General features: G+C 48.7%; 13 protein-coding genes. 10 read left to right on the top strand and 3 right to left on the bottom strand.

Annotated features, from left to right (window positions below; translation table 11 throughout):
* Positions 1-37: 37 nt before the first annotated feature.
* Entirely contained in the window at positions 38-835 is a 798-nt protein-coding gene (locus KNQ06_RS09160; protein ID WP_215148062.1) for a hypothetical protein, read from the top strand.
* A 59-nt stretch (positions 836-894) separates the two neighbouring features.
* On the opposite strand, the gene KNQ06_RS09155 is transcribed toward KNQ06_RS09160, so the two are convergent.
* Positions 895-2,139: an MDR family MFS transporter gene (locus KNQ06_RS09155; RefSeq protein ID WP_064300193.1), complete on the bottom strand. Its 1,245-nt coding sequence runs from the start codon at positions 2,137-2,139 to the stop codon at positions 895-897.
* Between the two features lie 403 nt (positions 2,140-2,542).
* On the opposite strand from KNQ06_RS09155, the gene KNQ06_RS09150 reads away from it, so the two are divergent.
* The 3 genes from KNQ06_RS09150 (at position 2,543) to KNQ06_RS09140 (ending at position 5,927) form a co-directional block, all read left to right on the top strand.
* Entirely contained in the window at positions 2,543-4,123 is a 1,581-nt protein-coding gene (locus tag KNQ06_RS09150; RefSeq protein ID WP_214808142.1) for a peptide chain release factor 3, read from the top strand.
* Between the two features lie 125 nt (positions 4,124-4,248).
* Positions 4,249-4,716: a YflT domain-containing protein gene (locus KNQ06_RS09145; protein ID WP_215148061.1), complete on the top strand. Its 468-nt coding sequence runs from the start codon at positions 4,249-4,251 to the stop codon at positions 4,714-4,716.
* Between the two features lie 122 nt (positions 4,717-4,838).
* On the top strand, positions 4,839-5,927 hold the full coding sequence (locus tag KNQ06_RS09140; RefSeq protein ID WP_064300191.1) for an MBL fold metallo-hydrolase: 1,089 nt from the start codon (positions 4,839-4,841) through the stop codon (positions 5,925-5,927).
* Positions 5,928-6,091: 164 nt separating this feature from the next.
* Here KNQ06_RS09140 and KNQ06_RS09135 read toward each other — a convergent pair whose 3' ends face one another.
* On the bottom strand, positions 6,092-7,330 hold the full coding sequence (locus KNQ06_RS09135; protein ID WP_215148060.1) for a purine/pyrimidine permease: 1,239 nt from the start codon (positions 7,328-7,330) through the stop codon (positions 6,092-6,094).
* A gap of 107 nt (positions 7,331-7,437) precedes the next feature.
* Here KNQ06_RS09135 and KNQ06_RS09130 point away from each other — a divergent pair, with 107 nt between their 5' ends.
* The 3 genes from KNQ06_RS09130 to KNQ06_RS09120 are packed head-to-tail and all read left to right on the top strand — an operon-like array spanning position 7,438 to position 10,090.
* Positions 7,438-8,259 carry a LysR family transcriptional regulator gene (locus KNQ06_RS09130; protein WP_214724591.1) on the top strand — a complete coding sequence of 274 codons (822 nt, stop codon included), beginning with the start codon at positions 7,438-7,440 and terminating at the stop codon, positions 8,257-8,259.
* A gap of 31 nt (positions 8,260-8,290) precedes the next feature.
* Complete coding sequence (locus KNQ06_RS09125; protein WP_215148059.1) at positions 8,291-9,475, top strand: RtcB family protein; 1,185 nt, start codon at positions 8,291-8,293, stop codon at positions 9,473-9,475.
* Between the two features lie 33 nt (positions 9,476-9,508).
* Entirely contained in the window at positions 9,509-10,090 is a 582-nt protein-coding gene (locus KNQ06_RS09120; protein ID WP_214724594.1) for a hypothetical protein, read from the top strand.
* Between the two features lie 33 nt (positions 10,091-10,123).
* Here KNQ06_RS09120 and KNQ06_RS09115 read toward each other — a convergent pair whose 3' ends face one another.
* A complete protein-coding gene (locus tag KNQ06_RS09115; RefSeq protein ID WP_050678322.1) occupies positions 10,124-10,618 on the bottom strand; it encodes a hypothetical protein in 495 nt (164 codons plus the stop codon).
* A 257-nt stretch (positions 10,619-10,875) separates the two neighbouring features.
* Between KNQ06_RS09115 and acnA the strand changes: the two genes are divergently transcribed.
* The 3 genes from acnA to KNQ06_RS09100 all read left to right on the top strand — a co-directional run bounded on the left by acnA (position 10,876) and on the right by KNQ06_RS09100 (position 15,022).
* A complete protein-coding gene (gene acnA, locus KNQ06_RS09110; protein WP_023467797.1) occupies positions 10,876-13,602 on the top strand; it encodes an aconitate hydratase AcnA in 2,727 nt (908 codons plus the stop codon).
* Positions 13,603-13,659: 57 nt separating this feature from the next.
* On the top strand, positions 13,660-14,124 hold the full coding sequence (locus KNQ06_RS09105) for a DUF3939 domain-containing protein (RefSeq protein ID WP_023467798.1): 465 nt from the start codon (positions 13,660-13,662) through the stop codon (positions 14,122-14,124).
* A 190-nt stretch (positions 14,125-14,314) separates the two neighbouring features.
* Complete coding sequence (locus KNQ06_RS09100) at positions 14,315-15,022, top strand: hypothetical protein (protein ID WP_214724596.1); 708 nt, start codon at positions 14,315-14,317, stop codon at positions 15,020-15,022.
* Positions 15,023-15,086: the final 64 nt, after the last annotated feature.

Below are 15,086 nucleotides of genomic sequence, written 5' to 3'. Positions count from 1 at the left end.
ATTCACGCATAATGGACGGTGAAAGGTAGGTTAAATTATGCATTTCGATCAGGCATTACACCTTTTGCAACAGCTCGGTCCATCGATGGAGCAAAAGGGATTGCGGATCGCGACGCGCTTCTATGACTCGCTCGAGGCGACGTACGAAGAAGAATTGCGCGCGCTTCGAGAAGCGGGAGCTCAGGACGGAACTCGCGCATTACGGATTTTACGCCTGAGTCAATTATTGAATCAGATTACAAACCAGCATGATTCGAGTGAACTGTTTAAATTGATTTTACTGAATGAAATCGATCAGACGAAATCGTTTCTGTTGACGTACCCTGACATCATCAGTCGTGAAATTCTTCAAGCTATTCAAATCGAATATGACCTTAAAGAAGATGCACCTTTACTTCAAGCATGGGCAATTGTTCACCATCAACTCGTCGATACGTGTCGGCATTTTTGTAAATACCGCCGTGCTGAAAACTGGCGCCAACAAGATATCTTGTTGATTGCAGAAGAGCATCATCTTGGAGCCGTCATCGACGAAGCTCGGCATGCACTCCTGACCGGTCGAAAAACGACATTGTTACATGTCTCAGCTGAGGAACTGGCAGAACGAATGTTAGCGAATGTCGTATCCTTGACGACGAAAGGGATGGTCGTTCATCACATTCGTCAAGAAGGATGGGAACAACAGATGCACGAATTCTTGACGATGATCACGGTAAATGATCCGATCGTCTTCGTCAGTGGATCGACGAATTTCATTGAAGAAATCCAGCAACGACTTGATCCGTTACCGGTCCTGTTCGGTCCGTTCGTAGCGGCAAATCAATTACCTTCTTAACGAGAAAAGCGATGTGTAACGCTCTGACAAAAGTCGGAGCATGACACATCGCTTTTTTTTTAGGCGGATTTCGTTAAGCGTTTCGCGCGTTGGATCGACCGGTCTAGTGCGAGATAGACCCCACCTGATACACAGCAGAGCAGTCCGACGAATCCGAGCGCAAAGTCACCTTTTCCAGTATCAAGGAATAACGATCCGAGAAGCGGTGCGGTGACGCCGCCAATCAACCACTGGAGACTCGCAGCACCGTTGTACGTTCCGCGGAGATGTTCTGGTGCGATCAAGGCGATGAACGTCATCTGGACAGGTGACATGATCATCTCACCGAGCGTATAGAACGCATAAATCGCAAGCAATACCGTCACGAGCACGACATAACTCGTTCCGAGTGAGAACAGGTAAGACGGAACGAATGCGAGGAAAATCATGCCGATTCCGAAAATCGAGGCCCCGAGCAACATGACTTTTCCGAATGCTTTCCCTGATAAGCGAGCAGCGATTGGGAACTGGAATAAGACGACCATGATCCCGTTCAGTGCCATCAAGTAAGGAAACGGATTTTGTTTCGTTGGTAATCCCGGTAGTGCCTCCTTCAAAAAGACCGGTAACATACTCTCGACGAGGGCAAATCCCATCGAGATGAAGACACCCGCCCCGATGAATATTAAAAAGACATGATCCTTCCGCAATACAGTGAGCGGTGATACTTTGACTTCGTCCGTCTTTTCGATATACTCCGGTTTCGTTTCTTCGATGAAGAAGTAGAGAACGAGTCCGTACAGGAAAAAGACGAAAGCGGCAGAGTAGAAGATGAGTGAACGGTCGACGAACAGGACGGCACTTCCGAGAAGTGGACCGAATGCGGCCCCGACGTTATGTCCCATCCGGAGCAGACCGAACGATTCGTTTAGGCGTTCTGGTGGTGTGACGTCAGCGACCATCGCGCTTGCCGCGGGATGGAACAGTGAACTGGATAAACCGAGCAGCGCGTTCAACGCGAGAAGCGGTCCGAATGAATCAGCGAACGAGAAACCGATTAAAGCAATGACGTCACCGATGATCGAGAGGACCATCAGTGGTTTTCGACCGAATTTATCAGCGAAGTGACCACCAAGGACGGCGCCGACGAGCGACATAATCGGTCCGGTCGCCATGATGACACCGACCAAGAAGTAGGAATCGAGTCGATCCGCATAATAAAGAACTAAAAATGGTGCAATCATGAACATCATGATCCCCGTGATCGTTTCCCCGACGAACCGGATCCAGATGTTGCGATCAAGCTGTTTAAGTGCGTTAAGCATAGTGAAAAACCCCTTATATTCCGTTTTTAGACAATAGAAAAGACGGATACGCACAAATATGGGCATACCCGTCCTAATATAAGAGGGCAGCATGTACGTATACGCATACGCACACCCTGCTTAATTAAAAATTAAACGATTGGGTGACGTACAGTTGTAGCCGATACAAAGACAGTGTGGACAGATGTCCAGTCTTGATGGAATACCATTGTACGTCTCCTCCTTCTGTAATAGTGAACTTCCTAGTCATCGTAAAGAAGATCGTGATGAATTGTCAACTTTAAATCTGAAAATTGAGTCAATGAAGTGAAATGGACGAGACCTTGAAAATTCGGTATGATAGACTAGTTGCGAAAAAGATTGATCGGACTTTTGAATATATCGGTGAAAGGAACTACCATACATGACAAACATTCTACAAACGGAAGTCGAAAAGCGTCGGATTTTCGGCATCATTTCCCACCCGGATGCGGGTAAGACGACATTAACTGAAAAATTCCTCCTGCACGGAGGGGCAATCCGTGAGGCAGGTTCTGTCAAGGCACGGAAAAACTCGAAATTTGCGAAATCGGACTGGATGGAAATCGAAAAACAACGCGGAATCTCTGTTACGTCTTCGGTCATGCAATTCGAATACAACAAAAAGATCGTCTCGATCATGGATACACCAGGTCACTCGGACTTCGGTGAGGATACGTACCGAATCCTGACAGCGGTTGACTCAGCGATCATGGTCATCGATGCGGCGAAAGGGATCGAGTCACAAACGAAGAAGCTGTTCCAAGTCTGTCGGATGCGCGGGATTCCAATCTTTACGTTCATCAATAAGATGGACCGTCAAGCGCGTGACCCACTCGAATTGATGGAAGAACTCGAAGAAGTCCTCGGTATTCCGTCTGTTGCTGTGACGTGGCCAGCTGGTTCAGGTCAACAGTTCGAAGGGGTTTACGACCGTGTCAAAGGACAATTCCATTGTTTCAAGAACGATCGTAAGTCGATCGAACTCGGTGAGGAAGGTCTCGCGAACGAAGAACTCGCGACGACAATCAACTCGGAAATGTACGAGACGTTAATGGACGAAGTCGACTTACTCGACGGTGCAGGTAACGAGTACAATGAAGAATTGATTGCTAAAGGGGAATTGACTCCGGTCTTCTTCGGATCAGCACTCGTTGATTTCGGTGTCACACCGCTCCTCGAGCATTACTTGAACCTGTCTCCTTCACCGACACCACGTGAGTCGAACAAAGGGAAGGTCGAACCTGCTCAAGAATTCTTCAGTGGTTTCGTCTTCAAGATTCAAGCGAACATGAACCCGAACCACCGCGACCGGATTGCTTTCGTCCGTATTTGTACGGGTAAGTTTGATCGTGGGATGGACGTCGTCTTGACACGGACAGGCAAGAAAATGAAGCTATCGCAATCGACCCAATTCATGGCGGATGAGCGTGAAACGGTCAACGAAGCGTTCGCGGGAGATGTCATCGGATTATACGATTCAGGTAACTATCAAATCGGTGATACGATCACGAACGGTGATCCATCATTGCAATATGAAGCACTGCCAACGTTCGCACCAGAACTTTTCTTGAAGGTCTATACGAAAAACGCCTTGAAGTCGAAACAGTTCCAAAAAGGTGTCGAACAGCTCGCGCAAGAAGGAGCGATCCAGGTCTACAAGACGGAATACAACGAAATCATCCTCGGAGCCATCGGACAACTCCAATTCGAAGTCTTCGAGCACCGGCTCAAAGGCGAGTATGGCGTTGACATCTTAAAGGACGCAGCGAACTTCCAAGTCGCGAAATGGATCAAGCCGGCTGAAGTCGCTGCCGTCAAACAATTGACGGATTCACGGACGGTTCTCGTTTATGACCGTTGGGAGAATGCTGTTCTGTTATTTGCGAATGATTTCGTCTACGAGCGATTCGTTCAGAAAAACGAAGGAACGATCACGTTGGTCGATTCACCGCAACAACTCTAAGTTTTTGACGGACTACTTTTCGAAGTGGTCCGTTTTTTCGTTCCTGAAATCTCGTTTGATGCTAAGCGAACAAGGGTAAAAATAGAGCGTGTTTGAATTCATATGAAAAAGGAAGGTGTCATGTGATGGCGAAACGGTTTGTTGGGATCTATCAGGATCAATCGAGTCTGGAACGAAAAATCGAGGAATTGAAACAACAGGGGCATCACGATTCAGATTTTTCCGTCGTCGGTCGAGATGACGCGGCAGACGAAGCATCGGGTGCAAGTTGGATTGATCAAGTCAAATCGAAGTTCTCTAAGGAACCACCGCTCCGCGAGACGTTAAAACGTGTTGGACATTCGGATGATGAGGCAGAACGGCATTACGCGGAAGTCGAGCGAGGCGGTCTTGCATTGTTCGTCAAGGATCGAGATCTCAATCATGACCACGACCATGAGCACCATCATCACCATGACCACGATCATGATCATGACCATCGGCACGATGATAACAAGGTCGAAAATCCAGGGAATAACGCTTATGAATCCAATCACCGCGGGGACGGTGAGAAGAGCGACCGGACGAAGTGGAAAGCGGACGATCTCGACTAATACCTAGAAGTGAAGGCGCCGATATCGGTGATCTTCACTTTTTTTCTCGCGTCCGGAGTCGCAAAGCGAGATGTGTGGGGAATCGAGGTGCTATACTGAGAGCATCGAAGAGGTGATATGACATGAAAAAAATAGTGACAGCTTTAGCAGGAATCGGTCTTACGAGTGCTTGGTTCATCAACCGATACCCGGTGTTCGGGAAACGACCAAGCCGTGCGGAGCGACGAAGTTTCGAGCGATCAGATCGTTTTGTCGACGGGAAGTTCAAAAATGAGATGGATTTCCAGTTGAAGATGGAATGGGACTCGATGAAAAGCATCTTAAAGGATTACGGACGAAACATTCCAAATCTGCGTCCTGTCAAAGCGTTACCGACGCTTCCGTATCAGCGACGTCAAGACGATAGTGAAACACCACGTGTCACATGGTTCGGACATTCGGCATTTTTACTCGAACTCGATGGGCAAACGATTTTCTTTGACCCGATGCTCGGGCGCGCACCATCACCGTTCCCGAAACTGGGGGGAGGACGTTTTCAAACGACGCAGACGGTTGATCTCGAACGTTTACCGTTGATTGATGTCGTCGTCTATTCGCATGATCATTATGATCATCTGGATTATCCATCCGTCCTCGCCTTGAAAAATCGAGTCGGTCGCTTCATCGTGCCGCTCGGTGTCGGGAGTCGTCTCCGTGGATGGGGCGTCTCAGCTGAGCGAATCACGGAACTCGACTGGCATGAATCGACACAAGTCGGTGGCATCAAACTGACAGCGGCTCCGTCGCGCCATTATTCAGGGCGAAATGGTCTTGATCAATTTTCAACGCTATGGGCGTCATGGGTCATCGAAGGCTCGCAAAAGGTCTTCTTTAGTGGCGATAGTGGATATGGTCCACACTTTAAAGCAATCGGCGAACAATATGGTCCGTTTGACCTGACGATGATGGAATGTGGGCAGTACGATGTCCGGTGGTCCAATTCGCATATGTTACCGGAACAAACAGTTCAAGCTCATCGAGATGTAAAAGGTCGTGTCCTGATGCCTATTCACTGGTCTGCCTTCATCCTCGCGTTTCATGCCTGGTTCGAACCGGTCGAACGGTTGCTCAAGGAAGCGAAACGCGATGAGATTCCGGTTCTGACACCGATGATCGGGGAAAGTGTGACACCCGAGAGCACGACACGAAAATGGTGGCGGGAAGTGCGTTGAGTAAAATAGCTTTTTGATTTTAATTGAATGAAATGTGAAAAAAGTAGCCTTTTCGAATCACATCGAAAAGGCTACTTTTTTAGGTGAATAAACAGACGAGATGTTCATCCTTGACCCTTACAGGAAAGCGAGGATGATGACATCGTCCGGTCGTACAATACCATTTAGCTCGCCAATCGATCCGCTTGTTTCGCGCGACGTGAGCGAACTTTTTCGATGATTTCGAAACCGAGCACAAGCATCGTTCCGACGAGTAATCCGTTACTGAGGAACGGACGAAGCGTCAAAGGCAGGACTTCCGCGATGACGGTCGATTGCAACAAGATACTGATGCCGATGACAGCACTGATCGCAAACGCATGGCGGCGACGGCTATTCTCCATGTTACTTTCCGCAGACTGCCAAGCAATCAGGAACATGTGCGGCAATGTCGCAAGCAACGCGGCACTCGCGACGCTACGCGGTAAGGTCGCGATGATCCCAATCAAGCTTGGGAAGAACCCGATTAGTGCAATGACGAGTGAGGCAATCAAGAACGGGCGACGTTTCCGGCTTCCCGTTTGCGCGATGAACCCGCTCGTAATGGGTAAAGGAACTGGCACAAGCGTCGAGAACGTAGCAGCGAGTAAATGAATGACACCTTCAATTGATAACCCTTGGTGCAGACGTCCTTGTTTTTGAAGCGTCGCTTCGACGGCGCTTAAAGCGGCAATTAAATTGACGACGAGCAAGATTGCGAATGGAATCGCGACAAGAAATGCACTGCCGTCAAACTGCGGCCATCCGAACGGTAACGCTTGTGGTGGTGCGAACAAACTAGACGACGTAGGAAGCGACGGACGGCTGACGAGCCAACCGATGATGATTCCGATCATCAAGGCAAACGGGCGTAAGCGACTCGGTCCAAATTGGCTGAGTCCGAGCACGAGAAAGAACGTGATGATACCGGCGAGACGTGTTGCTTCGACGGCGAGGACGGCACCGAGCATGACGCCCGTCAATTGAATACATAATAAGAGCAAAAATGTTCCGCTAACGAGCGGTGTGAAGACGGGTAATAAGTATTTCGTCCATCCTGTCAAACCAAGGATGATGAGAACGACGCCGGCAATGACGACGGCTGCCATCGCGATCGTAAAGGCCGTTTTTGAGTCAACCGGTAGTGCGGCGATGACGACGAAGATGCTGACCCATGATCCGGCAGGTCCCGATACGATCGGAAGCCGGTGGCCGAAGGCTCCGTGTAGGAAACAGGCAATCCCGCCTACAAAGAACGACCGTTGGACAAGGGCAGCAGTCTCAACTGATGAGAGGTCGAACAGACTGGCGACGACGATTGGTAAAGCAATCGTGTTCGCGAGTAAAAAGACGATCCACTGGAAGGTAGAAGTCGTTTGTTTCATGAAAAAGCTCCTTTCTTAAACTTCAGATATTCCTGCATCATAGCATATGATTGATGTTATGATTCATATATCTTTATACATGAAAACATATGAAAGAGATGATGAATATGGATTTACGCCAGTACCGCTATTTTTGTGCGGTCGTCGAGGAACAATCCGTCACGCGGGCAGCGGAGCGCTTACGGATGGCACAACCTGCCTTGACGCAGCAAATCCGGCGGATGGAAGAAGAGCTAGGCGTTCGTCTGATTGAGCGGGCAGGACGCGGGATCCGGATTACACCGAGCGGCAACCGCTTATATGAACGAGCGGTTTCTTTGCTGCAGTTCGAGCAGGAGACACGGATGGAAGTGAGCGACATCGAAGCCGGGCGAACAGGGATTTTGCGGATTGGTGTCAACACGTTATCAGCTAGTCGGCTTGTCGACTGGATCGAGCAGATGAAACGACGACATCCCGGCATCATCTTGCAAGTCCACCAAGGAGAATCGAGTGCGCTCATCGAACGGTTGAAAGAGCGGTCGCTTGATGCGGCGTTCGTTCGTCTGCCGATTGATGCGCAAGGGATTTCGATCGAATGGATGGAAGAAGAACCGTTTCATCAAGTCTGGCATCCGGATCACCCGACTGCGGATCTCATCATTCCGAGTCAAGAAGGACTCGGTGTCTTTCAGACGTTAAGTCAACGGCTCGGTGTCGTATCGCAAGAGACGTGTTCCGATGTCTTGACGCTGATTGGACTCGTACGCAGTGGACAGGCGGTGACCGTTTTGCCGGAGAGTACGTTGCGGGAACTGGATATGACAGGGCTGCACCAGACATACCTATCCGGTGCCGCGAGTACGACAGCCTTCGTCTGGTTGACAGAGACGGGACCGACGACACTGACAAAACAATTCATTGAAATCATGAAAGAAACAGCAGAATAATTAAATGGATAGGAAAGAAAGGAACGATCGTATGAAAACGATTCAAGGCACGTATGGGGAAGCAAAGATTTTCACGGATAACGTCGACGACCTGACGATTAAGCAAGTCACAGCTATGTTAGAGGAACAATTTGCGACAGACAGTCGCGTCCGGATCATGCCGGATTGTCATGCTGGAAAAGGATCTGTCATCGGAACGACGATGCATGTGACGGACGAGGTCGTACCGAACCTCGTCGGTGTTGATATCGGTTGCGGCATGTTATGTACACGACTTGCTGAACAAGAACCAATCGATTATGCGGAACTTGACGCGACGATTCAGCGTCTCGTTCCAAGTGGCATGTCGGTACGTCAGCAAGCTCATCCATTGTCCGAACAGGTACCGTTTGATCAAGTGCTTGCACCGTTTAACGAAACACGGGCACGATTATCGATTGGTACGCTTGGTGGAGGGAATCATTTCATCGAACTGAACCAGGATGCAGAAGGACAGCGCTATCTCGTCATTCATTCTGGTAGTCGCAATCTTGGAAAGACGATTGCCGAACATTATCAAGCAGAAGCGGAAACGGCACGCTTCCGATTTGACGCGGACCGAGTCATCGCCGAATTAAAACAACAAGGGCGCGAGTCGGATATACAGACGACCTTACAGCAATTGAAGGAAAAACGGTCTACGTTTAACAAAGATTTAGCATCTGTTTCCGGCGAAGCGATGGAGCGTTACCTCCATGATCTTAAGATTGCCCAACGATACGCAGCATTGAACCGTCAGGCGATGACCGAGGTCATTTTCGAGGCGATGGGATGGACGGTAGCGGATCAATTCGATACGATCCACAACTATATCGATCTTGACGCAATGATTCTAAGAAAAGGTGCCATCTCTGCAAAAGCCGGCGAGCGGGCAATCATTCCGATGAACATGCGTGATGGTTCCTTGATCGTCGTCGGAAAAGGAAATCCCGATTGGAACTATTCCGCGCCACACGGAGCAGGACGCATCATGTCGCGGTCAAAAGCATTCAAAACAGTTGAACTAAATGCGTTCGAAAAGACGATGACCGATGTCTGGTCAAGTTCAGTCGTCGCATCGACGCGTGATGAGTCGCCGTTCGTCTACAAACCGATGGACGAAATCATCCGTAACACGAAAGAAACGGTCGATGTCGTCGAGATCATTAAACCGCTATACAACTTTAAGGCGAAATGATGGAAGGGTATCATCAATTGGGGAGGATATTCTATGAACTATAAGGGGACTATGTTGATTCTGTTTTCAAGTTTGTTTTTGATCGCTGGATGCACGGATGAGGCGGTCACGACGGAACAGAAAAAAGTAGAAGTCAAAACCACTACGCATACGAATCAGAAGACGAATCAGACGAAACACCACAACTTAAATCCAGTTCAGTATGAAAGGCTGTTCAAGCATATGAATGAACACTTGAAGATGGACCAGTTTCAGTTGAAGGAAAGTACGATCGGTGCAGACTTCACGGCTGTCGACCAATCATTGAGTTTTGGTAAGAGACGTTGGTTAACGGTTGACGGAACGATTGACACACCGTCGACACAGGAGACACTTTATTTTGAAAACCAGAAACAAGATACGCAGTTAGCGATTCATTTTGCGTATACGGATCGATACATAGGAAATGATCTGGTTCAGTATCAATCAAACGGTGGTTACGGCGAGCTCATTATCATTAGCTACAAAAACATCCTCATATCCGTACAACAAAATTCATTAAACAAAGTAGATTCTGACACGACACAGGAAGCAGCAAAACAGGTGATCCAGGAATTAAAAAACGTTCCCGTCTAAAACGAGAACGTAAAGAAGACAACTCTGATTTGATTAGACTGCACCATCCGGTAATGTCTCACCTGTCCGGCGAATCGTCGCTCCGAGTTCAGCGGCGATCGCATTGACGGCTTCTGAATCTTCGTTGACTTCACTGATCAAGATGACACCGTAATGGTCAGGATTGATCTGATTCAGCGTCCGATTGAATAAATCAAACGATTCCCGCTCGTTCTTCTCATCCCGGTTCGCACCGATCAAGTAACCAGCAACGGAGCCGACGAGCATACCGAACGGACCACCGACGACACCGATTGCCATGCCGATCAATGAGCCTTTGAAGGATTGGTCCTGTTGCGTGAAGTCGATGGCATCGATGAAAGAGAAGCCCTCTGCTTCGTCACGTTTTGCGAGAACCATCTGATCCATCTCGATTTCCTTGATTGCTTCGAGATCCTTAATCATCGCAAAGCCTGTTTTTGCTTTTTCTAAATCACTGAAAATGATTGTCGTAATGACGTGCGTTGCATCGCTTTTATATTTCGCCATAATAAACGCCTCCACAAGAATCGGATATCGTACTACACTTTTTAAGTACCCTGAACATTCTAAATGGAAACGCATGACTGGAAATATGAGAAAAACAGGACAACAGAATAATTTTCTAATATCGGCAATAAGTAAAACTTATCGAAAGTCTTTTGTTCTTTCAAATTGTAACGGAATCCATATTATACTATGATAGAACTGTACAAGTAAGCGGTATCAGGGGCTTGATGTCGTGAACACTTAAAGGGGGAATCACCATGAAGCAAACAGATGTGTCGCAAGATGTCTTTGGCGCACGCCGTTCTTTTGAAGCAAACGGTAAGAATTATCAGTACTATAGTCTTGAAAAATTGGAAGAACTCGGATTGACGGAAGTCAAACGTCTTCCATACTCGATTCGTGTCCTACTCGAGTCAGTACTTCGTCAACAAGATGGTCGTTCGATCACACGTGAACACGTCGAGAACTTGGCGAAATGGGGAACAGCTCAAGTTTCGAACGATGTCGATGTTCCGTTCAAACCGTCACGCGTTATCCTTCAGGATTTCACAGGTGTTCCAACGGTCGTTGACCTCGCGTCACTTCGTAAAGCCATGCAAGATCTCGGTGGAGACCCATCGGTCATCAACCCAGAAGTACCAGTCGACCTCGTCGTTGACCACTCGGTTCAAGTCGATGCTTACGGTTTTGCTGGAGCACTTGCAGAAAACATGGATCTCGAATTCGAACGTAACGAAGAGCGTTACAAATTACTACGCTGGGCGACATCGGCATTCGATAACTACCGTGCCGTACCACCAGCAACAGGGATCGTCCACCAAGTTAACCTCGAGTACTTGGCATCTGTCGTCCTCGAAAAGGAAACAGCAGACGGTACAGTTGATGTGTACCCGGATACACTCGTCGGAACAGACTCACACACGACGATGATCAACGGTCTCGGCGTCCTCGGTTGGGGAGTCGGTGGGATCGAAGCGGAAGCGGGCATGCTCGGACAGCCGTCGTTCTTCCCAGTACCTGAAGTCATCGGTGTACGCATCACAGGTGAGATGCACCCAGGAACGACAGCAACAGACGTTGCCCTTCGTGTAACGGAAATGCTCCGTCAAGAGAACGTCGTCGGTAAGTTCGTCGAGTTCTTCGGTCCATCACTCCACTTGATGTCACTTTCTGACCGGGCAACAATCGCGAACATGGCGCCAGAATACGGTGCAACATGTGGATTCTTCCCAGTCGACACAGAAACATTGACGTACCTTCGTCTGACAGGTCGCGATGAAGAATTGATCGAAAAAGTCGAGAACTACTCGAAAGCAAACGGTTTGTTCTACACGCCACAAAACGAAGATCCAACATTCACGAAAACAGTCGAACTTGATCTTTCAACGATCGTTCCTGCCCTTGCTGGACCAAAACGTCCACAAGACCGAATCGATTTGACGGATGTTCATACATCATTTAAAAAAGCGTTGACGGCTCCACAAGGAAACGCTGGATTCGGCTTAGCGGAAGAAGAAGCGAACAAAGTCGCTGTCGTTCAGTTCGAAGACGAAGCAGTTGAAATGCGTACAGGTGACGTTGCAATCGCTGCGATCACGAGCTGTACGAACACATCAAACCCATACGTCATGATCGGTGCGGGACTCGTCGCGAAAAAAGCGATCGAACTCGGTCTTTCGGTTCCGAAATACGTCAAGACATCACTTGCGCCAGGATCGAAGGTCGTTACGGATTACCTCGAGAAATCAGGACTCCAAACGTACCTTGACGAACTCGGCTTCAACACGGTCGGTTACGGCTGTACGACATGTATCGGGAACTCTGGTCCACTCGACCGCGCAGTCGAAGACGCGATCCTCGGTTCAGACTTACTCGTTTCGTCTGTCCTCTCCGGTAACCGTAACTTCGAAGGTCGTGTCCACCCGCTCGTCAAAGCGAACTACTTGGCTTCACCGCCACTCGTCGTCGCGTATGCACTTGCAGGAACGGTCGACGTCGATATCATGAACGCGTCACTCGGAACAGGCAAAGATGGACAAGAAGTCTTCTTCGCTGACATCTGGCCTTCACGTGATGAGATCCAAACGATCATCAACACGGTCGTCACACCAGAAAGCTTCCGTGCAGAATACGATTCAGTCTTCACAGGAAACGAACGTTGGAACAACCTTGACGTGCCAACAGGGGATCAGTACGACTTCGACGGTGAGTCGACGTACATCCAAAACCCACCGTTCTTCGAGAACTTGGCGAAGGAAGCTGGTCAAGTCGAAGCGCTCAACGGACTCCGTGTCTTCGGTAAGTTCGCTGATTCGGTCACGACGGACCACATCTCACCAGCTGGTTCATTCTCGAAAACGACACCAGCCGGTCAATACCTCGTCAACAAAGGGGTTGCACCAAAAGACTTCAACTCATACGGTTCACGTCGTGGTAACCACGAAATCATGATGCGCGGAACGTTCGCGAACATCCGCATCCGTAACCAAGTCGCACCAGGTACAGAAGGTGGCTTCACGACGTACTGGCCAACAGGCGAAACGATGGCGATGTACGATGCTGCGATGAAGTACAAAGAAGATGGCACAGGTCTCGTCATCCTCGCTGGTAAAGATTACGGTATGGGTTCTTCACGTGACTGGGCAGCAAAAGGAACGAACTTGCTTGGCGTCAAAGCCGTCATCGCGGAGAGCTTCGAGCGGATTCACCGTTCAAACCTCGTCATGATGGGTGTTCTTCCACTACAATACGTGGCAGGCACGACAGCTGAAACACTTGGTTTAACAGGTGAAGAAGCGATCAGCATCGCAATCGATGAGTCTGTTCGTCCACGTGACATCGTTAAAGTCACAGCGACAGCGGCAGATGGAAAAGTCACTGAATTCGAAGCGATTGCTCGTTTCGATTCAGAAGTCGACATCGATTACTACCGTCACGGCGGGATCCTTCCAATGGTCCTTCGTGAGCGTCTCCAACAAGCATAAGTTGTCTAATCAAAGGTGGGGGAAACCCCACCTTTTTTTGACGAGAGGAGGAAAAAGGTGAACCGATTCAAGAAGTGGTTTCAACCGAAGGAAGACCAGCCGTTGCCGATGCGTGACGTGACGCTTGATGAAGTCAAACAAGCGACGCATGCCTTTGAATCCGAACTACCGAAAGGAACGAATCGGACAGTGCTTCTAGATAATGAGCAACGCATCGACTTAAAGCAGCTGGAGCCGTATTTGAAAGCACGTTCGACACAAGTGTTTTACATGTCGCGTGAGACATTCACCATCATGGAGGCAAAAGACCGGGAACTTGTCTATGAGATGGATCATGTCCAGGTTGCCGTCGATCGCTATTTTGACCGGGTGAAGAAACTCCCGTTGAAACCGTATAGCAAAACGTTCCAAGTCGACTGCGCGATGTTGTTTCAAGATGGCTATTTGCGTGAAATGCCGCATCATAGCTATTACTTGGTCGATGAGTCGATGATCGTCTCGCTGACGCCGAAGGAAGCATAAACGTAATCAAGGGTGGACCGAATTCATTCGGTTCGCCTTTTTTTGTCGTCCTGACCGTTTTCAGATTTGTTCAAAAGTCTGACGAATTTAGTCAGAAATCGTGAAATCTCGGACAAACCCTTTGTATTCTCCTTATAAAACCGATACGATGATAAGGAATAGAGACTTGAGCTAGGAAGGTGTACATGGCATGACGAAACGAACGAGCACGTGGATTGCAGTAGCAATCGTGGCAATGGCGATCCTCCTTGCCTACAATTTTTATCTCTTGAACAAGACGCAGACCGCAAGCGATGAAAAAGCCGCGACGGTCAAACCGTTTTATACGATGACACGCATCCAATATGTTGAGAAGAAGCTCGCGACGAAAAAAGATGAACTTGAATCACGCACGTATGAAGTCGTCTTTAATGACAAAGGTCATTTCCGGACAGAAGTCGTAGACGGTCCGTCAAAAGGATCGCTTGCGATCTGGAACGGGACGATGTTCCGTGAGTATGATGCGACAGGGAAGTTAGTCAATGAGACGAAAGCCGGCAAAAGTGTCAGTGCGCCGCGCCCATTCCTCTCACGTGGCTTCAACGAACAGATCCTCGCTTTCATCAACAAAGGTGACTTTGGACAAGTCGAGGGAGAAGCGGACATCGCCGGAATGGCAGCGGACGTGTACGTGAAAAAAGAACCGTCCAGCACGGTACCAGAAGAATGGATCAAACAATATCCATCGATCTTCGATAAAGAAAACAACCAAGAACAAGCAACGTATTATGTCGCTTCCGACCGTTCGAAAGTACTCGGTGCGGAGTCACGCAATAACGGTAAATTGTTCTACTCTGTCAAGATGAAGAGTTTTGAAACGATCGATTCGTTCGATCCGGATTGGTTAAAAGCAAAATAAACAAGAAACGGCCGGCGATGACGCTACGAAACGGTAGCGGACAAAGTCGGTTTTTTCGAGACGC

This window comes from Exiguobacterium sp. s91 (assembly GCF_018618915.1).
GTDB lineage: Bacteria > Bacillota > Bacilli > Exiguobacteriales > Exiguobacteriaceae > Exiguobacterium_A > Exiguobacterium_A abrahamii.
This window is presented reverse-complemented; position numbering and strand designations above follow the sequence as displayed.

What these genes read in the sequence shown, in the direction of transcription:
- KNQ06_RS09160 (WP_215148062.1), top strand. Translation starts at nt 38, where the DNA reads ATGCATTTCGATCAGGCATTACACCTTTTGCAACAGCTCGGTCCATCG.
- KNQ06_RS09130 (WP_214724591.1), top strand. Translation starts at nt 7,438, where the DNA reads ATGGATTTACGCCAGTACCGCTATTTTTGTGCGGTCGTCGAGGAACAA.
- KNQ06_RS09135 (WP_215148060.1), bottom strand. Translation starts at nt 7,330, where the DNA reads ATGAAACAAACGACTTCTACCTTCCAGTGGATCGTCTTTTTACTCGCG.
- KNQ06_RS09100 (WP_214724596.1), top strand. Translation starts at nt 14,315, where the DNA reads ATGACGAAACGAACGAGCACGTGGATTGCAGTAGCAATCGTGGCAATG.
- KNQ06_RS09145 (WP_215148061.1), top strand. Translation starts at nt 4,249, where the DNA reads ATGGCGAAACGGTTTGTTGGGATCTATCAGGATCAATCGAGTCTGGAA.
- acnA (WP_023467797.1), top strand. Translation starts at nt 10,876, where the DNA reads ATGAAGCAAACAGATGTGTCGCAAGATGTCTTTGGCGCACGCCGTTCT.
- KNQ06_RS09115 (WP_050678322.1), bottom strand. Translation starts at nt 10,618, where the DNA reads ATGGCGAAATATAAAAGCGATGCAACGCACGTCATTACGACAATCATT.
- KNQ06_RS09125 (WP_215148059.1), top strand. Translation starts at nt 8,291, where the DNA reads ATGAAAACGATTCAAGGCACGTATGGGGAAGCAAAGATTTTCACGGAT.
- KNQ06_RS09155 (WP_064300193.1), bottom strand. Translation starts at nt 2,139, where the DNA reads ATGCTTAACGCACTTAAACAGCTTGATCGCAACATCTGGATCCGGTTC.
- KNQ06_RS09140 (WP_064300191.1), top strand. Translation starts at nt 4,839, where the DNA reads ATGAAAAAAATAGTGACAGCTTTAGCAGGAATCGGTCTTACGAGTGCT.
- KNQ06_RS09120 (WP_214724594.1), top strand. Translation starts at nt 9,509, where the DNA reads ATGAACTATAAGGGGACTATGTTGATTCTGTTTTCAAGTTTGTTTTTG.
- KNQ06_RS09150 (WP_214808142.1), top strand. Translation starts at nt 2,543, where the DNA reads ATGACAAACATTCTACAAACGGAAGTCGAAAAGCGTCGGATTTTCGGC.